Origin of the sequence: Pantoea sp. CCBC3-3-1 (genome assembly GCF_007981265.1) — a bacterium.
In the GTDB taxonomy this organism is placed as follows: Bacteria; Pseudomonadota; Gammaproteobacteria; order Enterobacterales; family Enterobacteriaceae; genus Erwinia.
Genome location: NZ_CP034363.1, coordinates 381332 through 404592, shown reverse-complemented (window position 1 = coordinate 404592; position 23261 = coordinate 381332). Strand labels below are relative to the sequence as shown.

The 23261-nt window shown below is 46.0% G+C and carries 23 protein-coding genes; 18 read left to right on the top strand and 5 right to left on the bottom strand.

All coding sequences use genetic code 11. The features are described 5' to 3' along the window. Positions 1 to 143 precede the first annotated feature (143 nt). Entirely contained in the window at positions 144 to 734 is a 591-nt protein-coding gene (locus EHV07_RS01625; protein ID WP_147194252.1) for a helix-turn-helix domain-containing protein, read from the bottom strand. Between the two features lie 1313 nt (positions 735 to 2047). On the opposite strand from EHV07_RS01625, the gene EHV07_RS01620 reads away from it, so the two are divergent. From EHV07_RS01620 to EHV07_RS24415, 14 genes are all read left to right on the top strand, one after another. Further along, on the top strand, positions 2048 to 2704 hold the full coding sequence (locus EHV07_RS01620) for a response regulator transcription factor (protein WP_147194250.1): 657 nt from the start codon (positions 2048 to 2050) through the stop codon (positions 2702 to 2704). A gap of 2 nt (positions 2705 to 2706) precedes the next feature. After that, positions 2707 to 4023 carry a TolC family outer membrane protein gene (locus tag EHV07_RS01615; RefSeq protein ID WP_147194247.1) on the top strand — a complete coding sequence of 439 codons (1317 nt, stop codon included), beginning with the start codon at positions 2707 to 2709 and terminating at the stop codon, positions 4021 to 4023. A gap of 21 nt (positions 4024 to 4044) precedes the next feature. Beyond that, entirely contained in the window at positions 4045 to 5307 is a 1263-nt protein-coding gene (locus tag EHV07_RS01610; protein WP_147194245.1) for an HlyD family secretion protein, read from the top strand. A gap of 24 nt (positions 5308 to 5331) precedes the next feature. Beyond that, entirely contained in the window at positions 5332 to 7464 is a 2133-nt protein-coding gene (locus EHV07_RS01605; RefSeq protein ID WP_147194243.1) for a peptidase domain-containing ABC transporter, read from the top strand. A gap of 96 nt (positions 7465 to 7560) precedes the next feature. After that, positions 7561 to 7875, top strand: coding sequence for a hypothetical protein (locus EHV07_RS01600; protein ID WP_147194241.1), 315 nt, complete (start codon positions 7561 to 7563; stop codon positions 7873 to 7875). A 15-nt stretch (positions 7876 to 7890) separates the two neighbouring features. Next, positions 7891 to 8142, top strand: coding sequence for a hypothetical protein (locus EHV07_RS01595; RefSeq protein WP_147194239.1), 252 nt, complete (start codon positions 7891 to 7893; stop codon positions 8140 to 8142). Positions 8143 to 8260: 118 nt separating this feature from the next. Continuing rightward, positions 8261 to 8809, top strand: coding sequence for a fimbrial protein (locus EHV07_RS01590; RefSeq protein WP_147194236.1), 549 nt, complete (start codon positions 8261 to 8263; stop codon positions 8807 to 8809). Between the two features lie 54 nt (positions 8810 to 8863). Continuing rightward, on the top strand, positions 8864 to 9595 hold the full coding sequence (locus EHV07_RS01585; protein WP_147194234.1) for a fimbria/pilus periplasmic chaperone: 732 nt from the start codon (positions 8864 to 8866) through the stop codon (positions 9593 to 9595). 39 nt (positions 9596 to 9634) lie between these two features. Next, positions 9635 to 12241: a fimbria/pilus outer membrane usher protein gene (locus tag EHV07_RS01580; RefSeq protein WP_168199580.1), complete on the top strand. Its 2607-nt coding sequence runs from the start codon at positions 9635 to 9637 to the stop codon at positions 12239 to 12241. Between the two features lie 4 nt (positions 12242 to 12245). Beyond that, positions 12246 to 13274: a fimbrial protein gene (locus tag EHV07_RS01575; RefSeq protein WP_147194231.1), complete on the top strand. Its 1029-nt coding sequence runs from the start codon at positions 12246 to 12248 to the stop codon at positions 13272 to 13274. A 17-nt stretch (positions 13275 to 13291) separates the two neighbouring features. Further along, on the top strand, positions 13292 to 13720 hold the full coding sequence (locus tag EHV07_RS01570; protein ID WP_147194229.1) for a DcrB-related protein: 429 nt from the start codon (positions 13292 to 13294) through the stop codon (positions 13718 to 13720). 403 nt (positions 13721 to 14123) lie between these two features. Further along, complete coding sequence (gene umuD / locus EHV07_RS01565) at positions 14124 to 14543, top strand: translesion error-prone DNA polymerase V autoproteolytic subunit (RefSeq protein ID WP_147194227.1); 420 nt, start codon at positions 14124 to 14126, stop codon at positions 14541 to 14543. Positions 14544 to 14556: 13 nt separating this feature from the next. After that, complete coding sequence (locus tag EHV07_RS01560) at positions 14557 to 14928, top strand: hypothetical protein (protein WP_147194225.1); 372 nt, start codon at positions 14557 to 14559, stop codon at positions 14926 to 14928. Positions 14929 to 15047: 119 nt separating this feature from the next. Beyond that, complete coding sequence (locus EHV07_RS24415) at positions 15048 to 15200, top strand: hypothetical protein (protein ID WP_168199579.1); 153 nt, start codon at positions 15048 to 15050, stop codon at positions 15198 to 15200. Here the strand turns inward: EHV07_RS24415 and EHV07_RS01555 are convergent. Next, positions 15188 to 15772 carry a YceI family protein gene (locus EHV07_RS01555; RefSeq protein WP_147194223.1) on the bottom strand — a complete coding sequence of 195 codons (585 nt, stop codon included), beginning with the start codon at positions 15770 to 15772 and terminating at the stop codon, positions 15188 to 15190. The genes EHV07_RS24415 and EHV07_RS01555 overlap by 13 nt on opposite strands. A 494-nt stretch (positions 15773 to 16266) precedes the next feature. Next, the gene (locus tag EHV07_RS01550) at positions 16267 to 17124 is read right to left on the bottom strand and encodes an SDR family oxidoreductase (RefSeq protein ID WP_147194221.1); all 858 of its coding nucleotides are present in this window, start codon (positions 17122 to 17124) and stop codon (positions 16267 to 16269) included. A gap of 118 nt (positions 17125 to 17242) precedes the next feature. On the opposite strand from EHV07_RS01550, the gene EHV07_RS01545 reads away from it, so the two are divergent. Beyond that, the gene (locus tag EHV07_RS01545; RefSeq protein ID WP_254446294.1) at positions 17243 to 17647 is read left to right on the top strand and encodes a helix-turn-helix domain-containing protein; all 405 of its coding nucleotides are present in this window, start codon (positions 17243 to 17245) and stop codon (positions 17645 to 17647) included. A 4-nt stretch (positions 17648 to 17651) separates the two neighbouring features. Here EHV07_RS01545 and EHV07_RS01540 read toward each other — a convergent pair whose 3' ends face one another. Both EHV07_RS01540 and treF read right to left on the bottom strand, forming a co-directional pair. After that, positions 17652 to 18689 carry a Gfo/Idh/MocA family protein gene (locus EHV07_RS01540; protein WP_147194219.1) on the bottom strand — a complete coding sequence of 346 codons (1038 nt, stop codon included), beginning with the start codon at positions 18687 to 18689 and terminating at the stop codon, positions 17652 to 17654. A 161-nt stretch (positions 18690 to 18850) separates the two neighbouring features. Continuing rightward, positions 18851 to 20497 (bottom strand): alpha,alpha-trehalase TreF, encoded by a 1647-nt coding sequence (gene treF / locus EHV07_RS01535; protein ID WP_147194217.1) that lies wholly within the window; start codon positions 20495 to 20497, stop codon positions 18851 to 18853. A gap of 514 nt (positions 20498 to 21011) precedes the next feature. Here treF and EHV07_RS01530 point away from each other — a divergent pair. The 3 genes from EHV07_RS01530 (at position 21012) to EHV07_RS01520 (ending at position 23198) form a co-directional block, all read left to right on the top strand. Next, a complete protein-coding gene (locus tag EHV07_RS01530) occupies positions 21012 to 22316 on the top strand; it encodes an MFS transporter (RefSeq protein ID WP_168199664.1) in 1305 nt (434 codons plus the stop codon). 158 nt (positions 22317 to 22474) lie between these two features. Then, a complete protein-coding gene (locus EHV07_RS01525) occupies positions 22475 to 23005 on the top strand; it encodes a hypothetical protein (protein WP_147194213.1) in 531 nt (176 codons plus the stop codon). Next, a complete protein-coding gene (locus tag EHV07_RS01520; RefSeq protein WP_147194211.1) occupies positions 22989 to 23198 on the top strand; it encodes a hypothetical protein in 210 nt (69 codons plus the stop codon). Before EHV07_RS01525 ends, EHV07_RS01520 begins: the two co-directional genes overlap by 17 nt. Positions 23199 to 23261 lie beyond the last annotated feature (63 nt).

Here is a 23261-nt window from a genome sequence, read left to right as displayed (position 1 = left end):
TTGCTTTTTACCCGAAAAGAAATGGGCTTCCAAAAAAGTCTGTCTCAACAAATTTTTAGCTGCATCGGTAGTATGTGGTTTAATTTTTATCAATATTCACTGTTATTGTTATAGTGATTTATTTGCTCAAAATCTTAAGAAGATTAGCCAAATTTCCCTCGGTCCAGAGCAAGCGTTCCCTCCTCCCTCATATCTTTCAATACCCGACTGATCGAACTTTTAGATAAATAAGAACTGTTTTCAATAAGGTACATCACAGAAAATCGTCTCTTCAAATGTTCTGGTATTGTCTGCCAGCGTTCAATGAGCGCCCGAACTTCACTCGCTGAGGTGTCCCGGTTGAGTGAAATATGCTGCATTAAATTCGTATACTCTAATGCCAGGATAGCCATCGCATCATCTAACATGCCATGCTCTTTCACGCACTGCCAAAACACATCGTAGCTGACGTGCTTTATTTTTCCATAGTCCACCCGTTCAAGATATAAGGGCATATCTTCCCTGTAAGGTGTGAATCCCGTCACAAGAGGAGCAGACACAATGCTCATTATCTTATTCCCCTCTCTCACTTTTATAAAAAAATCTCCGTCAGTAAGAAGGTATACGACACGCTGTCCTTTTTTTGAAAAAGTATATCTCCGCTTTCCTCTGGAGATTTCATCAGGCTCTGAGTTAACGGCAATGGGCATCAGTAACTCAATGAGTTTCTTATTACTTTCATAGGAATCAAACATATATAATCCAGATGTTATCTGTGTAATTACGAATAAAAATTTAATTTTTTATAATCATACGTGGCAATGGAAAATCTTACCGATCGCACTCTTCTCAATTATTCATTGATTATAAAACGAGCCTGAATCAGAAATTTCCCGCCTTGCCAGATATCAGTGACAAATGCCCAATAACGCGACAGGCATGCTATTGCTGTATGCATCCGGATAAAATAAAATCATTCCGTGATAAGTTGACTCCATAAACTTCTCCATCGTGATATCTGTATAACAGTCTAAAACGACCAGGATCTGAGCTAACTAAAGCAAGATATTTATTTTATGTTCTTTGTTGCAAGATAAGAACAAAAAATTAACAATCCTTTCTAAATCATCTTAAAAAAAGGTTAGAGATCCTCCCATGTAAGAAAAACTTCAATAGTATGCCATTTTCATGACGATTTTCCTCATCTTGAAGAAACATTCTTATAGTCAGTTTGCATTAAATGTTATACTCTTTCTTAAAATAATTATTCTTTTTATTACTACAATGTTTGACAGGTTAATAACTTCAATGAGAAAAAGGAAGTTGGAATTCTTGAATGGCGCTCACACATCACTTTAGATAAACATTTAGGAAATTTTTAGTAAACTTTTGGATAGCATTAATGTAAAACCAGACAAATACATTTGAGTACATAAGGTACTCCCTACCACCCTGCCTAACCAGAAATTTACACAGGAAAAAATAAATAAAAAGACTCTGTTTTATTACCTTATATGTTAACACTTAGTGGCGCTTACCCCTTACAGGAAAAAATTAAAACACATAAAAAACAATAACATAAGATTCAGATAATTTCTAAATGTACTCCACAACGTCTTTTAACCCTATGAATAAGAAAGAAACTCCAAAAATATCCTAAAACTTATACAAACAGCCAATAATGAAATTTTTATGGCGTAAATTTCTCGTAAGCAAATTTAAGTCTGCTATTGCCAATCCCGCTTATAGATGAAAGAATGATTTCTGATACAAAATGAGCTTATAATGAGGAGGTACTCGATTAAAAAAATTCATTACTTTCCATTTAAAAAAATATAAATTCATCTATAAGATGAACGGCCGCCTCATGCCTTTTGATAAAATTGGATGAGAATGTTGGGTTGTTCAACGCGTTAAAATTACCTTTTATTTTAATAGAGAGCCGCTACTTGCTAATGAACGAATGTGTATCGAAAAAAAACATAAGTAATATTTAATTTTAAACCTTAGAATATTCAAAAGGTAAGCTTTACTTATGTAGTATAAAGTACCAGGAGAAATAATACATATGGAAGATGTAAAAAAAATTGTAAACGTTGTTATTTACTATGACTTTGTCATTTTTGATAATGCAATTTGTGAGTATATAAAGAAAAAAGTTGAACCAGATGCTATATCTGTAACTTCTCATGCCCAGCACCAGGAGCTCATCAAAAAAATCAGCAATGGGGAAGTTGATATAATATTTACTGATTATAACTTCCTCTACAAAAACTGCACAACAAGTGAGCTATTGTTTTTTCAGAATTTATGCACTAATAACAATGTCAAGATATTGGTTTTTGTGCAAATAAAAAACAGAGCAGTTATTAAACAAATAATTAATAGAAAATTTAATGCGATTATCGGTACTCAAGATGATATGGGAGAATTTCAGAAAGCAATTCACCATTTAACATCAGAGAGTACACAACCATTTATTTCGAAGTCGATTCAGAAAATACTACGCGAATCAACCGATGATCAGGGGAAAAACTCACTCACGTCTAAAGAATGGGAAGTTTTTTTCCTGGTTACGCAAGGGTATTCTCTTTCCGACATTGCAGCAAAGAAAAACAGAGCGATTAGTACAATTGCTACGCAAAAACAGAATGTCATGAAAAAATTAGACATCAAGACTAATGCTGAACTGCTGAAGTATGCTTATATGAATGGAATGTTATAAATATGAAAATATGGAAATTTTCTTTACTCACTGTGCCAGCAATTTTTTTTGTTTCGAACGTTCATGCAATTACACTACAGCAATCTATTTTAGCTGCCAGTACTTATGACACCGAGTACCGGGCCGCAGCTAATTTGCATGATGCTGAAGGCCAAAAAAGATATCAAGGCTTTGCAGGGTTACTACCTGAAGTTACTTTAACAGGAACATATTATAAACAGGACCAGCCAGGTGCTTCATATGCTGCTGGTATAAAAAGGCATAACTACAGTGTAAATGTCGCTCAGCCAATATTCGATATTTCGCGTTTTGCCGCATGGAAAAGAGCCGATGCTACGGCTGACCTGGCTGATGCAAACTTTTTACTTTCTCAGCAAAAATTAATACAAGATGTCAGTAAATCCTGGTTTACTGTTATTTTTTCACGTAAGCAGTTGGCAACGCTGCAGCAAGAGGTAAAAGCGTACGAAATTCAGTTAGAGAAAGCAAAACGAGCCATGCAAATTGGTGATGGTACCCAGTTAGATGTTGATGAAGCTGCAGCTAGTTTTGATCGTTCCAGAGCAGAGATGATTTCTGCTGAAAATGAACTAAACCATGCCAACATTGATTTTAACCGGTTAACAGGGCTGGCTGCGGATGAGATAAAAGAAACAAATATGCAATGTCTCTTTCATCCTGTTAAAAGATCGCTAAAAGAGACCGTTGCCCGTTCTAAACAAAAAAACCTGAATATTGTTGCTGCGTTGCATCGGCTTGAAGAATCAAAATCGGATGTAATTAGCGCTACCGCGGCACATCTACCCGTGGTCACTCTGCAGGCTAACTATGGCGCTAACTGGAGTCGTGCCGAAAACGAGAATGGACTTGACGTTCTTTTTGGAAGTACATCCAAAACCAGAAATACTTATGTAGGTATCAATGTTTCGGTACCCATATTTGCAGGTGGAAGATATCTTTCTCAGAGCTTTGAAGCGGCAAGCCGGCGTAATCAGGCACAAGAATTAATGCATGATGCCCAGCGAAAAGTTGCACAGGATACACAGGTTGCCTGGTATGGGGTAAATAATAACCTTGAAAAAATTTATGCTTATCAGCGTTCAACGTTATCTGCAAAAAAGAAACTTGATTCAACAGTCTACGGGAAGGAAGTTGGCTTACGAACTCTGGTAGATGAATTTAATGCGGAGAAAGAACTGTTCAAGTCCTTGCAGGACTTAAATGAAGCAGAAAATAATTTTGTGCAGCAAAAAATCAGTCTTGCATCTTCAACAGGAGATTTAGATTATTCGACGTTGCATGATTACACCTGTAATTAAAAACTATCTAATGGAACTTATATGAGTAATAAGCTATTCAGGGATGAAGCATTAGAGGCTAATCGCTCCAAAGCAGTAGGAAAAGTTGCACTCTATTGCCCCCCTTACAGATGGATTCACATTTCTTTGGTCGTCATTGTTACGCTCATTGTCGTGCTGTTTTGCTTCTTTGGAAGCTATACCAAACGTGAAACGGCAACGGGAACGTTGTTACCTGTTAATGGCGTGATGAATATAATGTCGGTAAACAACGGTACAATCACTGATTTGAATATGGTAACAGGCCAGATCGTAAAAAAAGGTGAACCTCTCGCTACGATTTCGTCAGAAATTGCCACACAATATGGTCAGACTCGCGTCATGATTGCTGAGCAGCTTACGCGTCAATCTGCAGGTCTGGAAAATGAACTAAAAAATCTGCAAACCCTGGATGAAGAAACCATGCGGGGGCTCAGTGACAAGAAAAAAATGCTGGAACAGCAGCTAAATCAGCTTGCTCAAATGCGTTCACAACGCCTTTCGCAGGTTAATCTTGCCAGAAAACAGGTTGATAAATTTCAATTGATGCGTGAAAAGGGATTCGCATCGAATAGTCAGGTCGAGCAACAACAATCGGCTTTACTGGATGCAGAGTCTCGTCTTTTAGAAGTTAACAGACAGCGTATTGATATACAGCAACAGCTTACTCAAACGCAACAGCAAATAAGGGAACAGCCTGTTAACACGCGTAATAAAAAAAATGAAATAGAGCGACAGCTTTCCAGCGTGAAACAATCGTGGATGGAAAATGAATCACGCCGGGCCGTAAAACTTCTGGCTCCGGAAGATGCCATTATTGGTTCTGTTTTAGTTAAACCAGGACAAATTGTTAACGCCGGCCAATCTGTAGCTTCTTTATTGCCTCAGAATGGCGATCTTGTCGCCCGCATTATGGTATCCAGTAGAGCAATTGGATTTATTAAAACTGGTCAGCGTGTTGTACTTCGATTTCAGGCTTACCCTTACCAAAAATTTGGGCAGCAATTTGGGTCCGTCGCAGAAATATCTCGCGTATCACTTTCCCCTCAGGAAATCACCCAGCTGACTGGTGCAACTCAACAGGTCCAGGAGTCATTTTATCAAGTGCGGGTAAATCTGGATAAACAAGTTATCAGTGCCTATAGCAATGAGATCAAATTGCAGCCGGGCGGTGCAGTAGAGGCCGATTTTATTATAGACAAACGCCATTTGTATGAATGGGTACTTGAGCCTCTTTATGCTTTGGGTCGTCAGACGTCTATTTGATTAATTTTACGGGTTTCGCTAATAATGAAAAACTTTAAAGACTTACAATTTTCCTGGCGTAAAAAACTGCCTGTGTTGCACCAGACTCAGGCAGCTGAATGTGGCCTCACCTGCGTAGGTATGATTGCGGGTTATTATGGCTATAAAACCGATATCATCACGCTTCGTCGTTCACATGCTACGTCATTAAAAGGTGCGACGCTGGCAGATGTTATGCAAACAGCCAATAATATGGGCTTGTCCGGGCGTGCATTACGCCTTGAGCTGAACGAACTTAATAAGTTACAGCTTCCTTGCATACTGCACTGGGATATGAATCACTTCGTTGTGTTAAAAAGCGTATCGAAGAATAAGATAACCTTGCACGATCCGGCTCGTGGCAAATGTGAGATTCCTCTGGATGAGGTATCCTCTTCTTTCACGGGCGTAGCGTTAGAACTTTATCCCAACTGTAATTTTGAGCAGAAGCAGGAAAAAACGCAGCTATCCATGCTGAAATTGTTTTCCAATGTTTCCGGAATTGGTTCTGCTTTTGTGCAAATAATGGTGCTATCTGTCGCCCTGGAAGTGTTTGGACTTTTGTCACCTTTCTATATGCAGTGGGTTATGGATCAGGTACTGGTGTCAGCGGACCGCGATCTCTTAACGCTACTGGGCATTGCCTTTATCTGCGTCATCTTGCTGCAAACGGCTATATCGGCACTTCGTTCATGGGTAACGACATGGTTTTCGAGCCTGCTAAGTATACAGTGGTCAACTAATGTCTGTACCCATCTTCTGGGATTGCCGATGACCTGGTTTCAGGAAAGGCATATTGGTGACATTGTTTCCCGATTTGGTTCTATTTCAACAATACAGAATACGCTAACTACACGTTTCATCAGTACCATCCTTGATGGTGCAATGGCTGTGATCACGCTGTTTGTTCTGTTCAGCTATAACGTGACGTTAACCTATATCGTCTTAGCGACTGTTGCTGTGTACACCTTGTTAAGGGCAATCTCATTTCGTCCTTTCCGCCAGGCAAATGAAGATCAGCTTATCGCTTCAGCAAAAGCGCAGTCACAGTTGCTTGAATCGATCAGAGGCATGCAGGCTGTTAAACTGAATAATAAGGAAGAGATTCGTGTATCAAGCTATGCCAGTGAATTAGTTCAGGTAACGAATAAAGGCATTCAGATCCAGCGTTTGTCAATTTTTTTCACCGTTCTGCAGGGTCTGACTTCAGGGATTAGCCGCATTGCCTTGATATGGCTGGCGGCGATACAGGTGCTGGAAGGTAATTTCAGCGGTGGGATGTTAGTAGCCTTTATTAGCTTTTCGGATCAATTTATCTCGCGCATGACTGGCCTGGTCGACGCCGTCATTGACTTTACTATGTTACGCTTACACGGTGAACGTCTGGCGGATATCGTTCTGACTGAAACCGAAGAGAACACCGCAAACCAGGTTAAATTTCAAGAAGATGGGTCACCTTGCGGTGTTGAAATTAAAAATATTAAGTTCAGGTACTCTGAATCAGAACCTTATATTTTGAATGACACCAGTTTTACCATTCAACCTGGTGAATCCGTGGCTATTGTTGGTCCTTCAGGCCAGGGTAAAACGACACTAGCCAAACTTTTATTGGGCTTACTTCGCCCTGAGTCGGGTGAGCTTTGTATCAATGGCATTGATATTACCAAATTGGGAATGAAATATTATCGCGATCGCATAGGTAGCGTAATGCAGGACGATATACTTTTTGCTGGTTCTATTATGGATAACATTTGTTTCTTTGATACCGTTTACCATGAAGAAAGGGCCATGGAAGTCGCAAAACTAGCCCGAATCCATGAAGATATAGTTGCCATGCCAATGGGATATAACAGTCTGGTGGGTGATATGGGCTCGTCATTATCCGGCGGACAAATTCAGCGCGTATTACTGGCTCGAGCGCTTTATCGTCAGCCGCAATTACTGGTACTGGATGAAGCAACCAGCCATTTGGATGTCGCCAGAGAATCAGCAATCAACAGTGCAATTTCTCAAATGAACGTTACCCGAATTATTATTGCACACCGCCCAGAGACTATTATGAGTGCCGACAGGATTATTTATCTTGAAAAAGGTGAAATTAAACAGATAGAAAAAGAAACGCTTTTCCCGAAAAAATAGATTTTATACTATTGTTGTGCGTTTCAATTTCAAGCTATTATTACTTCCACGGAACAGGTTAGTTCTGAATCACAAACAAATTAAAAGGGAAATTTAATGCGTCAGTTAAACACATTTGAAATCAATGAAGTATCAGGTGCAGGTTTTTTTAGTTCTATCGGAGCTGCCGCGCTTGGGACAGTTATGGGTTTGGGGACCGGTGTTATTAAAGGTGGCATAGCTGGAGGTAACACGGGTGGTGTATTAGGCGCCGGGATTATTGCGGCCGGCGTTGGTGTAATCGTTGGTGGCATAGCCTATAGCCTTCAGGGTGCCCTTTATGGCTTGGTTAATGATTGGGATAAGACACTGGAATTGTTTAATACCAATACTGAATACTTCCTCGACTACTCTAATAATTTACCTAAATAAAATTCAGGTTAATAAATGCGTAATATTCATAAAAATGAAATGGAAGTGGTTGCAGGCGGAAGTTTAACCAGCGATATCCTGGATTATTTTAAGGGGAGTGATTCTTCTGAAAATAACAAGGACTGGACCAGCCCATCGACTGTTGTATCTCCGGCCATCGGCCAGGGTGATAAGTTCGGGAAAGTTGTTGTCGGCGCGCTGGTTATTGCCGCTACTATCTTCTCAGCTGGACTTAACGGAGTTTTCGGTTTAATGACCCGAAAGTGATGACTTATGACTGATTAATAACCAGTCAATGTCATCTGTAAAAAAGGACTAAGTTCTGGATTCCCTCCAGCTCTTATCAAGTAATATTGTAAAATATGAAATTATTAAGGATTTTAAAATGAAAAAGACACTTATTGCATCAGTACTGATTTCGGGTATGGGTTTCGCTGCATTTGCTACTTCAGCCGCACCAGCAGGCACCATTACCATTAATGGTAAACTGACTGCTTCTACCTGTTCTGTAAAAGTTGATGACAGTGCGAACGGTGATGCAACTATTACTCTGCCTACCCTTTCTACCGCTAATTTGGCTAAATCCGGTGAAGTAGCTGGCGCAACCAGCTTCGTCATTAAAATGACCGACTGTACGCCTGCCACAGGTAATGTACGTGCCTATTTCGAATCAGGTGCTAATGTGGATTCAGCTACTGGTCGTCTGAATAACGCTGCTACCGGTGATTCAGCAGCTCAAAATGTTCAGGTACAGCTGCTTAATGACAGCGATGTTGCTCTGAGTGCTGGTAGCGATTCCCAGCGTAGTAATGCAGCAACTGCACTGGCTTCAGGTGCAGCGAGCATGACTTATCAGGCACAGTACTATGCAACTGGCGCTTCTACCCCTGGCGATCTGACTACTGCGGTAACTTATTCTGTAGATTACGAATAAAAACCCCGTAAATGAAAATCGGGGGGGCACCCCCGATTTTATTAAGGATAATTCATGTCAACATCAAAAACAAAAAACACACTCCCTCTTTTTTCTCTGCTTTTACTTTCTTTTTTTGCTAACAGTGTTTACGCAAATGTTATAATTCATAGCACCCGGATTATATATCCTGAAAATGAGAAGGAAATAGTTGTTTCTCTTGAAAACAAAGGGACCAAACCCGCACTTGTCCAGTCATGGATCGATGATGGAAATACTAATGCCAAAATTAAGCAGATGGATGTGCCTTTTATCATTCTTCCGCCTGTTTCTCGCATCGAACCCTCTCAGGGTCAGAGCCTGAGGATTTCGTATACAGGAAAATCGTTACCAGCAGACAGGGAGAGTGTTTTTTGGTTTAATAACCTGGATATCCCGCCTGCATCGGAGAATAAAAGCGGCAATGAAATGCAGATGGCATTCCGCAGTCGGATTAAGCTTTTTTTCCGCCCGAACGCTATCAAAGGTACGACTTCAAATGAAGCTGTAGAAATGCTCCTTGTTACCTACCCAGATGAAAAACGGAAAAAAATAAATATTCAAAACAACTCACCTTTATATATTACGATATCATCCGTTGATATTTTACGTGGCGAAAAGACAGTAACCTCGTTAGAAGGAAAAATGATTCCACCTTTCTCCAGTGAATCATATGTTACGAAAGAAATTGCGTCAGGTGAAGGATACACTACTGTAATTAGTTACATTAACGATTATGGCGCAAAGGTAAAAAAGAAGTTTAATTAAAGAATTTAAATTATCTCATCAGGGATGAAGGATAAAGGCATGCTGTCCAGCGAAAAATTCACCTTATCGAAAATAAAAATACTAACTAGTGCCGCCTTTGCTTTTTTGTCATTACAACAATCTTACGCTCTGGCTGAAATTAAATTTAACCCTGACTTTATTAACAATACTACCGGACAGAGCGTTGATGTTTCTCGATTTTACGGTGAGTACAAAGTCCAGCCAGGTGAATACACCCCAGATATCTATCTTAACGGAAAATTAATTGGCCGTAATCGGATAGTTGTAAGTGATGTTGGAGGAAGGTCAGCTGTCTGCGGCAGCCTGTCACTTATTGAATTGAGCAGGATTAAGCTAACCACTTTCTCTGAAGAGGATATTGCTCGCCTGAAAAACTTGTCGCAATGCATTCCCTTTTCTCAGCTCGTATCAAACTCCAGCGCCGAATTAAACTTGTCGACTATGCGACTAAATTTATCTGTTCCTCAGGCCCACATCAATCAGCAGGCGAGAGGCTATGTGCCGCCTTCAATGTGGTCCTATGGTGAAAATGGCCTGTTTGCGAACTACAACACCAATTATTTTGAACAGCACAATGGTAAACAGACAACCCAATCTTTCTATGGTGATTTTCGCAGTGGCATTAATTTAGGGCCATGGCTGCTTCGCCACTCTGGCGCATTACGTTGGAACGACACTAACGGTAGCCATTATAATGTTTTCAGCACAAATATTCAGCGGGATATCGTGCCGTTAAGTTCTCGTCTTTTGCTGGGTGATGCAAACACTTCTGGTGAAATTTTCGACACGTTCTCCTTTAGGGGTTTACAGCTGGCTACAGCCGATCAAATGCTGCCTGATTCACTGCGTGGATATGCACCGGTTGTAAGGGGAATAGCTAAATCTAATGCCAGAGTCACTATACGGCAGCGTGACAAAATTATTCATGAAACTACGGTTCCGCCCGGCGAGTTTTCAATCAACGATCTTTATCCTACCGGCTACGGCGGAGACTTAGAGGTAACGGTTACAGAGTCTGATGGAACCCAATCTTCTTTCTCCGTACCCTATGCTTCTCTGGCTCAACTATTGCGCCCGGGACAACATAATTACAATCTGGTAATAGGGCAGCTACGTAATTTTACTATCGCCAGCCAACCTTATATTGCCCAGGCGACCTACAAACAGGGTATTAATAATCTCATTACTGCCTATACCGGTATAACCGGTACCGAGCATTGGAGTTCTGCTGTGGCAGGATCTGCCCTGGGCACAAGCATGGGTGCTTTTGCTTTAGATGTTACAGGTACACGTTTTAATTACAAAAATGAAACCCATAATGGTGCGAGCTTAAGAGCCAGCTATAGCAAATTTCTTGCTGCTACCGGCAGCAGTGTTTCACTGGCGACCTATCGTTTTTCATCATCTGGTTATCTGGATTTATATAATGCAGTTTACCTTCAAAATAAACTTGAAAGAAATGATAAATCCTGGTCATTCAATGATATGAACCGGCCTAAAAGCCGCGTCTCATTAACGCTGTCACAAAACCTCAGTGAAGATTGGGGACAACTTTATATCAGTGGCTATCGCGAAAATTATTGGAATAAAGATAAAACCAATACGCAATACCAGCTCGGCTATAATAACCATTATAATTCAATTAGCTATGGTTTATCGGTTAATAAAAACATTACTAATAGCGGGTCAGAAACCCAGTACTTGCTGAATTTTACCCTGCCATTAAGCTCAGGAAAACATGCTTCCAGTGTTAACAACTATACCACGTTCGATAAAAACGGCTTGAGCACCCAGCTTGGACTTAGCGGTCTTGCTGGCGAACGCGATCAATTTAATTACAACGCAACGGCAGGCAGAGACTATAACAATAATTATTCAGGTAACATCAGCGGCTCCACGCTTTTGCCTCAGACCACGCTGAATGGCAGCTACTCCAGCGGCAAGAACTATTATGCATTTTCTGGTGGTGCAAGTGGAAGTATTGTTGGTTACAGCGATGGCATTGTCCTGAGTCCTTATAGCAACCTCAACACCATAGCTATCGTGTCTGCGAAAGACGCGGGCGGGGCAAGCGTGAAAGGGTATACCGGTGTTGTACTTGATAGTCGCGGTCAGGCGATAGTGCCTTATCTGAATCCTTATCGAATCAACCGTGTCTCCCTTAACCCCAAGGGCTTGCCTTATGATGTCGAGCTACAGAGTACCAGCCAGCAAATAGCTCCGCATCAGGGCGCTATTGTCAAAATCACTTACCCGACACAGCGAGGCCGCATGGTGCTGATCCGTGCCAGCCTGCCAGATGGCGATACGCTGCCTTTTGGTGCCTCAGTGACCAATGAAAGCGGTGATGACATCGGGGTCGTCGCGCAAGGCGGGCAGATTTATGTACGCCTGGCAGAAGATAAACAACGTCTGACGGTACATTGGGGTGCCAAGGACATACCCGGCTGTAGTTTCGACGTCAGTCTGGAAGGCTCTGGCGCTCGCTCCCAACAGAGCTTTGACCGGCTGAGCCGGGTTTGCCAGCCGCTGTCACATGATACGATTCCCCAGACTTCAACAGCCATAACGGCAGTAGCAGGTCTTATCGGCAGTAAAAATACTGCAACACTGCTCAGGGATTGAGACAATGAATGTATACCAAACCTTAACGTTTATCCGCCGGTGTGCGTTGATCCTGCTGATGACAACCTGCTCCCAAGCCTGGGCAGAACTGAATTGTGATTTTGCCAGTGGCTATCAGGATACAACAGCGCTTGACTTTAATCTGATCCCAAATCAGATTCAGACCGACATGCCCATCGGCACCGTGCTTTACAGTAAAACCATGCATTTGTCCCTATGGTGCGCAAAAAAGGTGACGGGAAATTTCTGGGAAGAAGAAAATGTCTATATCAACACCAAAAACCTGTCTAATGCCCTGGGAAGTAACAGCGGCTTAACGATTTTTGTCACCGTTAATGGCGACAGAAATTATACCGCACGTCGCTTCGATCTGGGTATTAGCACAGCTATTCCCTATGTTGCAGGCCTTAGCACGGATACCTATCTTAATTTTGAACAAGATATTTTAATAGAACTGGTCAAAACAGGCGAGAATACGACTTTAAGCCCTAAAAGCTCACAGATACGCGTTTTTGATGTAGGTTCAGTCGGCGAGGGTAGTCTCCAGTTCAATATGAAGAATACCGCCAAACTCACCTTTACGACGCAAACCTGCGAAGTTACCGGCGATGGAAACTATACATTTTCCCTTCCTTCGCTGGATATCAGCCAGGTTTCCGCACAGGGTCAGATTGAAGGCTTCAATCACGATTTCAATGTTGATTTGACCTGCAACTCCAGCCTCTGGAGCACGTTAGGTATTTATATGAGCCTTACCGGACAAGGCATTACTGGTCTGGAAAAAGAAGGTATTTTCTCTTTCAAAGATCTGTCGACCGGTGAAGTTTCTGACGAAATCGCGGCACAGATTTTCCGTCAGGATGGTAGCAATTGGCTGCCGGTTACGCTTGGTGAAAAATTTAAGTTTGCAGAATTTGGGAGTGGTTTTTCTACCGTTTCTATCCCACTTCGAGCTGGCTATTACGCGCTAAAGAGCAGTCTTTCACCAGGGGATTTCCAATCCATTGTTATCTACACAATTAGTTATGAATAATAATAAAGGAACCAACTATGTCTAATTTGATGAATTTTTCCTGCCCAGAGGGCACGTTTACTCTGCCACAGGATGCGGCATTTCACACCGTGAATATTATTGCTTTCCCTGATGGGAGCAATATCACCATCAACCGCGATAAATATGCGCAGGGAAGTACTTTCGCTGACTATCTGGCGGGACAGATGCAGAAGCTTAACGGCGGGCTGCCGGGTTTCAAATTGCTCAATGAGGAGACACTCCCTGCTCATGCTGGTTTTACCGAAGCACATGCGCTGGGTTTTACCTTTATGAATCAAACCACGCCACTGTGGCAATTCACGGCGCTGGCACAAGTCCGTCCCGGCGAGCTGATGCTTTTCGCCGCAACCTGTCCAAGTGAGCAAAATTATAATCTGATGCGTGACAGAATCCTCACCAGCGTTAGCGACTTTACCCGGCAGTAAGGTACTTAAGTTTAGGCGCGGTCAATCCCCGCGCCTGCTTACCCTGTTGTAAAAACTTTTCATTACTCTTAAGTAGATGGAAAATCCAGCAGCGCCGCGATCAGAGATGCTCTGGTGAATATTCTCAATGACCCTGAATAAGACGACGAGCGGAAATGAATCGTTGTGACTCTACTCTCCCCTGGCAATTGTTACCGCTTCGTCAATTTTTTGCCGATTCACTGACAACGTTTTTTTCAGATAAATGCTGAAATCTATCGCTGGCTCGCTTCTGGCGCGTCTGTTTGTGTCATCGGTTAGCGTCACAACTTGCCTGGCAACGAAAAAAAACGCTATCGGGCTTGATTGCTGACTGCAAAAGATAATACTGTATTTATATACAGTCATCTTACGAGATAACCCCATGAATTTTCTTCGACCTCCTGAGGTTCAGGCACTGGTGCAGCTGCCCCTTTTTTTGGCACGTGTTCCCTGCGGCTCGCCCTTTTCAGCCCAGGACTATGTCGAGCAGCGGCTGGATTTAAACGAGCTGCTCATCCAGCGGCCTGAGAGCACCTATTACATTCGCGTCAGCGGCGATTCAATGAAAGATGCTGGTATTGATGACGGCGATTTGCTGGTGGTCGATAAGAGCCTGACAGCCGATCAGGGCGATATCGTAGTCGCCGCCATCAACGGTGAATTTACCGTCAAAAAACTCCAGCTGCGCCCGGATGTGCGACTGCTGCCGATGAACGATGCCTGGGTGCCGATTATTCTACAGGCGGAAGAGCAGCTGGAAATTTTTGGCGTCGTCACCTTTACCATCAAAGCGATGGAATAACCGGAGAGTGGATATGTTAAAGAATCGGGTTTACAAGCCCTGCCAGACTGGCGAGGTCGATCGCACTCTCTCTTCCTCCAGCCATCAGGTGAAGTTTCTGTTCAGCAGGCTACAGGATTTGGTGCCGACCAACCAGGACTGCTACCTCAGCGCCTGTAACGGCAGCCTGTGCATTATCGATCGTTACCGTCCGGCCGTGGCGGGTAGTCGTGTTCTGATTGATATCGCCGGTCGTTGTGAATGGGCGCGCGTTCGACGTAGCCCTGAACATATTGTCACCGAACAGGGAAGAGTCATTACCGGTGAAGAATTAAAAGAAGTTACTATTATTGGCGTTGCAATCCATGAAGTGGTACCGACTTTTCGGCCCGCCACGCAGCGTTGATCGTTCAAATCCCGAACCTGGATTGTTTGCTAACCCCATCGCTATCAGCATGTAATACCGGTTTTACTCGCTCCTGCGCGGTACACTCAAATTTCCATTCTGCGCGGCCAGGGGTTGGGATGGCCTGCGAACAGCAACGTTTAGCAGCGGTTTTTTTGATGGCGCAAAGTTCAGGAAGCCATCCTTTTCCGTCAGCTGGTTTAGCGGCAAAGACAGACAAGAACAACGCCCGACCACTGGCCGGGCGCTTCTGCCGAAATTATTTCGCGTAAGCTTCGGTAGAAATGGTCAGCTTCACGTCATCGCCAACGGAAGGGACATATTTATCCAGCTTGAAGTCAGAACGTTTGATGGTGCCTGTTGCATCAAAGCCAATCGCCTGCTTTTTCACCATCGGATGCATACCTTGCTTGTTCAGCACAGCATGCAACACCACCGGCCTGGTGATGCCCTTGATGGTCAGATCGCCGTGCACGTCCAGTTTGTTGCTGCCAGTGCTAACGACTTTGGTACTTTTAAAGGTCGCCGTAGGGTACTTGGTGGTATCGAAATATTCCGCGCCTTTAAATTCGCTGGTCAGTGCATCGACGTGTGTGTCAATCGTGCCAACCGGAATAGAAACGTCGACTTTGGATTTGCCCACGCTGCTGGCGTCGTAATCAATGTTGCCGGTGACGTTAGACAAGTCCGCCGTTGGATGAGAAAAACCAAAGTGGTTCCAGGAAACGACAACTGAAGTATGGCCCGGATCCATGGCATAGGTTTCTACCGCTGCCGCAGAAAACTGCGAATAGAGGGCGGAACTGATTAATAGCGGTAAGGTAATTTTTTTAATTAATGACATGCGATTTGCCCTTATTTTCACAAAGTGTGTCGATGATAGTGCAAGATAAGTCGCCGGGCCGATAGTGAAGATATTTGACCAGGTCTGTCAAAAAGATTAGACAAGTCTCATCAAATTGCCTGCTTAACCGCTTTACAGGGCGAATAAAGTCGCGCTACAGCGGTAAGACATAGCCAGGTCAAAGCGCGTCGTTCCTCTTCTGTTGTTTCGAATAAAATGCTTAATAATTTTTATGTTTTTTACCCGCTGGCTGATAAATCATCGGTGATGGAACAAAGCCCGCTAGCGTTGCGTGGTAAAAATCTGGCGTATTTATCGGGGACCATTTTTTCCGGGCAGTTTCTCTCTTCTTTTATGACCTGAATCCCAGGAAAGAGAGGCCGTGTCTTTGTGGCAGCGGCGATTATCGCCATGCTGATGGCGATGCTGCTTTGAGGATGGTTAAAAACGCCGGAAGGGAAACAGCGGGAGAGACAGTCTCTCCCGTAAAATATTTAAGCCTGAGCAACAAATGCCCTGACCACATCCTGCCATGGCGTAACCGGATGACCCGTTAGCTTGCTCAGAGTATGGCTGTCATCAAACAGCGCGCCCTTCGCCGCATTGGCATCAGAGTCAGCCAGCATCTCCGCCAGCGCATCCGGCAGGACTGCGCCTTTCAGCGCGGCGGCAAACTCTGCTTCCGGCAGATCAATGTACTGGATCGCTTTGCCGCTCGCTTTGGCAATTTCAGCGGTGAACTGCGCGAGCGTATAAGCCTCGTCGCCTGCCAGTTCAAACGTTTTGCCAGCCACATCGTGGCGGGTCAGTACGACGGCAGCCGCTTCGGCATAATCCTGACGGCTCGCCGACGCAATTTTTCCTTCGCCCGCTGCGCCAATAAAAGCGCCATGCGCCACAGCTGGCGCGATACTGGCCGCATAGTTTTCGGTATACCAGCCGTTACGCAGAATGGCATAAGGGACACCGGAAGCAATTAAAGCCTGTTCCGTTGCACGATGTTCGCCACCCAGCCCCATGCTGCTGCTGTCCGCATGCAGCAGGCTGGTGTAGGCCAGCAGCTTCACGCCCGCCTCTTTAGCCGCAGCAATGACCGCTTTGTGCTGCACTTCACGCGAGCCGATTTCGTTGGAGGAGATCAGCAGCACCTTTTCAACGCCAGTAAAAGCATTCAGTAAGGTATCAGGCCGGGTGTAATCCGCCTGACGAACCTGCACGCCCAGCGCAGTCAGGTCGGTGGCGTTTTCCGGGGTCCGGACGGCTGCAATAATTTCTCCCGCGGGGACTTTTTCCAGTAAAGCTTTAATCACTTGTTGACCCAGTTGGCCAGTCGCGCCAGTAACAGCAATCATGATGCTCTCCTTGTAGCTCAATAAAAAACGGTTCACCGGCAGCGCCGGAGAAATTGCTTTGACCCGACCAGCCTATGTCATACACTAACTAAAAGTAAGTACTTACAGGAATGTTAGTGTGGAAAAAATCTCATCAGCCTGTTCGCTGAGCGAAAAATTTCGCCGGGGTGAACTGCTTAATACCAACTGCCCTTCACGGGATATCCTGAAGCGTTTGACCAGCCGCTGGAGTGTGCTGGTGCTATTGGCCTTGCAGGACGATACGCTGCGCTTTGGCGAGCTGCGCCGCAAAATCGGCGGCGTCAGTGAAAGAATGCTGGCCCAGACGCTACGTTTTATGGAAGAAGATGGCTTCGTCGAGCGTATCGCTTATGAAGTCGTCCCACCGCACGTGGAATATCGTCTTTCGCCGCTGGGCCATGAAATCCGGGGACAGGTCGTGGGCCTGGCCGACTGGATTGAAATGAATCTGTTCCAGATAATGGAACATCGCCGCGATTTTTCCGCCCCCATTGGCGAATAAAGCGTCAGTTATTTGACGGGTCAATCACCACCAGCCGTCCTTCCTTTGCACTGAGCAACGCGGCATCCAGCACTTCCAGCGTGCGTATCGCCTGTTCGGTCGTTACGGGCGGTTCGCCATTTTCGCGAACCGCCGCGGCAAACGCCTCGTAATAGGCATGATAGCTCCCCTGCGCGGACGGGATCTTCTCGGCGCTGCCCGCCGTATATAGCGTTCCCCAGTGTTCCGGTTGTTCGTAGCCCCATCCGGCCGGATCGTCAGCCGGACGTTTACCGGCAAAAATCGCCTGTGCCTGCACGTCGGTGCCCTTTGCAACATAGCTGCCCTTGTCGCCATAAATCCGTAAATCTCGGGCGGAAAGGTGATTCAGCTTGCTTGACGAGATATGCGAATGTACGCCGCTGGTATGGACGAGCGTGATCACAAAGCTGGCATCGGTTGGGCCTTCCGGACGCGCGATCAGATCGGTTTGTGCAAAAACGGATTTTACCGGCCCCAGCAGCCAGACCGCCTGATCCACCAGATGGCTGCCCATATCGCGCAGCAGGCCCCCCATTTCACCGCTTTCGAGCGTGTCCGGATCGTCAAGATCCATCCGGTTGTGTAGCCGCCAGAGCTTGCCGACCCGCTGTTGCTCAAGAAGCTGACGTAGCGTTTGGATATCCGCATCAAAACGGCGATTGTGATAAACCCCTAAAATAACCCCTTTGGCTTTGGCCGCCGCCGCCAGCTCGCGCCCGGTTTTAGCATCTGGCGCAAACGGCTTGTCGGCTATTACGGCCACGCCGGCCTCAATCGCCTCCAGCACCAGCTCGCGGCGGGTTTGCGGCGGTGTGGAAATGGTAACGATATCCACACCGGCGGCCAGGAGTTCAGTGAGGCTGGCATAAATCGGAACATCCGGAAAGTCGGCTTTGACACGCTCAATCGTGGCGGGCGCACGCGCAACGATGCCTGCCAGCTCCAGACCTTTAGCGGCGTTGATAAAAGGTGCGTGAAAATTCTTTCCGCCGGTGCCGTAGCCTACTAATCCTATCTTCATTGTTTGCCTCACCTGATGATTGCTATTTTTCATTTGTTATAGGTATGGCACATAATTTTCATTACTGACATCGCATCACGCTTTTTCGCAGCAAACAAAAAAGGCCTTCATGATGAAGGCCTTCAGACTGCTAATAAACTTAAAGCGCGGGGAACACAAGCCTAGCGCTGAGGCGCGGCATCCGGATACATCGTAAGCAGGCGACGCGTAACGCCGTTCGTCCAGCCAAAGCCATCCTGTAGAGGATATTCCCCGCCTCCTGCCAGAACCGGTGCGCGTCCGGCAACGTTATACTTCTCCACCATCTTGTGGTGGCGGTGATAAGTTGCGCCCGTCACCTGTAGCCAGCGGGTGGCAATCTCTTTCGCCAGCAGCTCCTCGCCGTAGTTATTCAGGCCTTTGATCGCCATCCATTGCACCGGCGCCCAGCCGTTGGGTTTATCCCACTGCTCACCGGTTTCTTCAACCGTGGACAATACGCCGCCCGGCGCAAGCAGATGCGTACGAATCGCGTTTGCCGAGGAAGTGGCCTGTTCCAGACTTGCCATACCAACATACAGCGGCGTCACAGAAGCTGCTGAAAACGCCCCTTTCTCACGCTCCCGCCAGTTGTAATCACGGTAGAAGCCCGCCTGCGCATCCCACAGATATTTATTCACCGTTTCGCGGCGCCGCATCGCTTTCTGTTGAAACAGCTCGGCAGTTTCAGGGTCGTTTTTACTGGCCGACAGCCGTGCAATCGTCGTTTCAAGCTTATAAAGAAACGCGTTTAAATCGATTGGCACGATACTGGTCGTCTGAATACTTTCCAGCCGGCCCGCTTCGCTTAACCAGCGTGAGGAGAAATCCCAGCCCGATGCGGCACCTGCGCGCAAATCGCGGTAAACCTCGCTGGAAGGACGTGCCGAATTTTTCGCGGTTTCCACGTCTTCAAGCCAGGATTCGTCACGCGGCGTGTCCCGATCGTCCCAATAGCGATTTAACACCGAGCCATCCGATAACATGACGGCATGACGATAAGCTTCGCCAGGCAGCAGCGACTCAGCACCGTCCATCCAGAACGCATATTCCTTTTTCAGCTGCTTCAAATACCGGTGCGCCTGGCTAACGCCATCTTTTTCAAACAGCTCAACCATTAATGCAAACACCGGCGGCTGAGAGCGGCTGAGATAGTAAGTCCGGTTGCCGTTTGGAATATGGCCATAGGTGTCGATCATCCACGCAAAGTTGTCCGCCATGTGGCGCAGAAGATCGTTCTGCCCGCCTGCGGCGAAGCCCAACATGCTGAAATAAGAGTCCCAGTAGTAGGTTTCGCCAAAGCGACCGCCGGGCACAATGTAAGGTTCAGGCAGCGGCAGCAGAGACGAGAACTCAGCGCTTTTTTCTGGCTTACGCGTCAGAACCGGCCACAGCGAGTCGATATGCTCGCCCATACTTTTTTCCGGATCGGAGACGTAGCGGCTGTCGTTAACTTTCGGGAGATCAAAATGCTCCAGCACGAAAGCCAGCAGATCAAAATCCTCGCGTTCACGCTGAATAAAATAGCGGTAGAGGATCCTCTCCGGCTCGATTTTCGGCGCACAATCGGCGAACGTTTTACTGTCGGTGAAGATGCGTGAAGACTGTACGGCTTCGAACAGTTCCTGGTAACGGTCAGACGGTGTCAGAATGTCTGGTGCAGGCAAACCACGGATGGGTTCCGGTTGAGGCTCAACCGCGGCGTCCGGACCCGCCTCATAGTCGTGATAAAAGGCGTCATATTCCGTCTGATTATTGTCAACTTGCAGGTCATTATGATTAAAAGTGATAAAAACCTCCTGAGGCCGATGATTGACAATCTCGCTCGGTATATTTTCATAAACAAGTGATCAGTATAGTACTGTCGTCTCATCCTGCAAATTGTTCATTTTATTACCACTGATGAGATAATATTACGAGAAATAAACAGCATCGCTAACGAACCTATTTTCCTCTTATCGCTTCAGTCCGTTAATTTCGCCCTGAGCTGCTCAGCGGTCAGGGTAAAATTGATGCAAAAACACCGTAAACGAAGCAGGCTGCCGATGTGCAGCGCCCGCTTTCTCTACGCAAAATCAGCCACGATCCGCGTAAAGTGAGCCTTAGCCGTTCAAAATAGCGGCATTACCAAAATGAAAAGGGTTATGATGAAAAGTCATGTAAAAATATTCAGATTTCCCATTTACATTATATTTAAACAGTCGAATACTAATCGGGCCAAAACGTGGCTCAGCCCGCGTTACATCCGGCATATATAAGTTTATCTGATAGCAAACCAGACTCATAAATCTTAACTAAGGAATTATTGTGGCACCCGTAGTAAATAAATCCGCAGCGTTGCACTCGGAAAGTCTTTCTGAAGAAGATGACAGTTTACTTTCTCCCGTTGATAATACCGCACCGATAAATAAAACCTATATTACGCGTGGAACCCGCCGGTTCATCCACGCTACGCTGGCGTTGTTCTGCGCCGGATTGTCCACTTTTGCCGTACTTTACTGTGTGCAGCCAATCCTCCCCGTGTTCTCGCAAAGCTTTCATCTCACCCCGGCGCAAAGCAGCCTCTCTCTTTCCGTGACGACCGCGATGATGGCGCTGGGCCTGCTGGTTACCGGTCCGCTGTCGGATGCGATTGGTCGCAAATCGGTGATGTCAGTTTCGCTGTTGCTGGCGGCCTTCTTTACGCTGATTTGTGCGACCATGAGCAGTTGGGAAGGCGTGCTGGCAATGCGCGCACTGACCGGGCTGGCGCTGAGCGGCGTGGCGGCGGTGGCCATGACCTGGCTTAGTGAAGAGCTGCATCCCGGCTTTCTCTCTTTTTCGATGGGGCTGTATATCAGCGGTAACTCAATTGGCGGATTGATCGGACGGCTCTCTACCGGCATGCTGGCGGATCATTTTTCCTGGAATGTTTCGCTGTTTGTGGTTGGCCTGTTTGCGCTGGCCGCCGCCGCGCTGTTTTTCCGTTTGCTTCCGCCTTCGCAACATTTCCGCGCCAGCTCGCTTCGTCCTCATAAGCTATTAGTGAATTTTATGTTCCAGTGGCGCGATATGGGACTGCCAATGCTGTTCCTGGTCGGCTTTATTCTGATGGGCAGCTTCGTCACCCTTTTTAACTATGTCAGCTATCGCTTTTTATCTGCGCCTTTTTCGCTGAGCCAAACGGTAGTCGGGTTACTGTCTGTGGTTTATCTTACCGGGACTTACAGCTCACCCCGGGCGGGCGTTATGACGGCGCGCTATGGCCGTGGCGTCGTGCTAATGGGGTCACTGATCATGATGTTAACAGGCCTCGTTGCCACGCAGTTCACCTCACTGCTGCTGGTCCTGCCTGGTCTGATGCTGTTTGCCGCAGGGTTCTTTGCCGCGCATTCGGTCGCCAGCAGCTGGGTTGGGCATCGTGCCCGTCGCGCTCGCGGCCAGGCTTCGTCGCTCTATCTCTTCTTCTATTACCTTGGCTCCAGCGTCGCCGGTACGCTGGGTGGCGTATTCTGGCACGGCTACGGCTGGGCGGGCGTGTCGGCCTTCATTGCCGTGATGCTGCTTGCCGGGCTGGTGCTGGCGAATAAGCTACGCCAAATCCCCGTGCTGGTGAAAAAAGTTCGCTAGTTTTGCGGGCGGAGAGCGATCTCCGCCCGTAATAAGTCACTTCTTTTATCTCAACAGGATGAGGTAACCTGAAAGCCAATATTGCCAGAAAAAACCTGCCAATTTACAGCCGGATCGGGAAAAATAGCCTCTGACAGGAAGTTAAAAAAGGGGGTCACATGGAAGACGTCATTTATACGCCGCCGCTGGAATCCATTGATTATTATGGCTATCCATTAGTTGCGGGAACCTTTAGAGTCGGGGAACAGCTCTACGTCATGGTGTTTAAAGAAATAACCAGTCATGCCGATATGCGCAGTAAAAGTTACGATATCAATGTCCCGGAATTTTTCTTCCCGCCAAATGGCATGGTTGAAATCCAGTTTGATGCTATCAGCGATCTAACCGGTGACAACTTTGGCCGTTTTCAACACGTTGAAGTAAAGGATACCAATCCTGTAGCGCTTCTAAGGGTAGTAACCCTGCTGACGCAGCACTACACTCAACGAAAACCCGGTGGTTATTTATTCTATGCAGCAGTAAGCTATCTGGATGCCGGACGTCATACGGACCTTAAACTGGTTTATGACAGAATGCTGGGATTTGCCCAAAGAAAGAAAAACCGGCCAGCGAAGAGCATATTGCCAGATGGCTGGCGGGCATATAATAATTTGAGTACAGACGGGAGGGGTTATGCCATCATCTGCTAAAGGCACTGTTTACAATGAAGTTATGGCTCGTCAGCGTCTCGTCATGCAAGTAGCTTCTCAGGTTATCGTGAAGCAAAAAATAGCAACAGGCGAGATTGAAATTGTCGACGGTAGACTGGTTGCGGGTAAGAATTTTAAAGATGCTAAAACGCCCGTTCGTTCTGGACGTCGTGCTCTGCTTAAAGCCAGATAAATAATCCCGCCAAAGGCCCCGAGCGGGCCTTACCCCACCGCTGACGATTTACTTCCCTCTGTT

What these genes read in the sequence shown, in the direction of transcription:
- EHV07_RS01625 (WP_147194252.1), bottom strand. Translation starts at nt 734, where the DNA reads ATGTTTGATTCCTATGAAAGTAATAAGAAACTCATTGAGTTACTGATG.
- EHV07_RS01620 (WP_147194250.1), top strand. Translation starts at nt 2,048, where the DNA reads ATGGAAGATGTAAAAAAAATTGTAAACGTTGTTATTTACTATGACTTT.
- EHV07_RS01615 (WP_147194247.1), top strand. Translation starts at nt 2,707, where the DNA reads ATGAAAATATGGAAATTTTCTTTACTCACTGTGCCAGCAATTTTTTTT.
- EHV07_RS01610 (WP_147194245.1), top strand. Translation starts at nt 4,045, where the DNA reads ATGAGTAATAAGCTATTCAGGGATGAAGCATTAGAGGCTAATCGCTCC.
- EHV07_RS01605 (WP_147194243.1), top strand. Translation starts at nt 5,332, where the DNA reads ATGAAAAACTTTAAAGACTTACAATTTTCCTGGCGTAAAAAACTGCCT.
- EHV07_RS01600 (WP_147194241.1), top strand. Translation starts at nt 7,561, where the DNA reads ATGCGTCAGTTAAACACATTTGAAATCAATGAAGTATCAGGTGCAGGT.
- EHV07_RS01595 (WP_147194239.1), top strand. Translation starts at nt 7,891, where the DNA reads ATGCGTAATATTCATAAAAATGAAATGGAAGTGGTTGCAGGCGGAAGT.
- EHV07_RS01590 (WP_147194236.1), top strand. Translation starts at nt 8,261, where the DNA reads ATGAAAAAGACACTTATTGCATCAGTACTGATTTCGGGTATGGGTTTC.
- EHV07_RS01585 (WP_147194234.1), top strand. Translation starts at nt 8,864, where the DNA reads ATGTCAACATCAAAAACAAAAAACACACTCCCTCTTTTTTCTCTGCTT.
- EHV07_RS01580 (WP_168199580.1), top strand. Translation starts at nt 9,635, where the DNA reads ATGCTGTCCAGCGAAAAATTCACCTTATCGAAAATAAAAATACTAACT.
- EHV07_RS01575 (WP_147194231.1), top strand. Translation starts at nt 12,246, where the DNA reads ATGAATGTATACCAAACCTTAACGTTTATCCGCCGGTGTGCGTTGATC.
- EHV07_RS01570 (WP_147194229.1), top strand. Translation starts at nt 13,292, where the DNA reads ATGTCTAATTTGATGAATTTTTCCTGCCCAGAGGGCACGTTTACTCTG.
- umuD (WP_147194227.1), top strand. Translation starts at nt 14,124, where the DNA reads ATGAATTTTCTTCGACCTCCTGAGGTTCAGGCACTGGTGCAGCTGCCC.
- EHV07_RS01560 (WP_147194225.1), top strand. Translation starts at nt 14,557, where the DNA reads ATGTTAAAGAATCGGGTTTACAAGCCCTGCCAGACTGGCGAGGTCGAT.
- EHV07_RS24415 (WP_168199579.1), top strand. Translation starts at nt 15,048, where the DNA reads ATGGCCTGCGAACAGCAACGTTTAGCAGCGGTTTTTTTGATGGCGCAA.
- EHV07_RS01555 (WP_147194223.1), bottom strand. Translation starts at nt 15,772, where the DNA reads ATGTCATTAATTAAAAAAATTACCTTACCGCTATTAATCAGTTCCGCC.
- EHV07_RS01550 (WP_147194221.1), bottom strand. Translation starts at nt 17,124, where the DNA reads ATGATTGCTGTTACTGGCGCGACTGGCCAACTGGGTCAACAAGTGATT.
- EHV07_RS01540 (WP_147194219.1), bottom strand. Translation starts at nt 18,689, where the DNA reads ATGAAGATAGGATTAGTAGGCTACGGCACCGGCGGAAAGAATTTTCAC.
- EHV07_RS01525 (WP_147194213.1), top strand. Translation starts at nt 22,475, where the DNA reads ATGGAAGACGTCATTTATACGCCGCCGCTGGAATCCATTGATTATTAT.
- EHV07_RS01520 (WP_147194211.1), top strand. Translation starts at nt 22,989, where the DNA reads ATGCCATCATCTGCTAAAGGCACTGTTTACAATGAAGTTATGGCTCGT.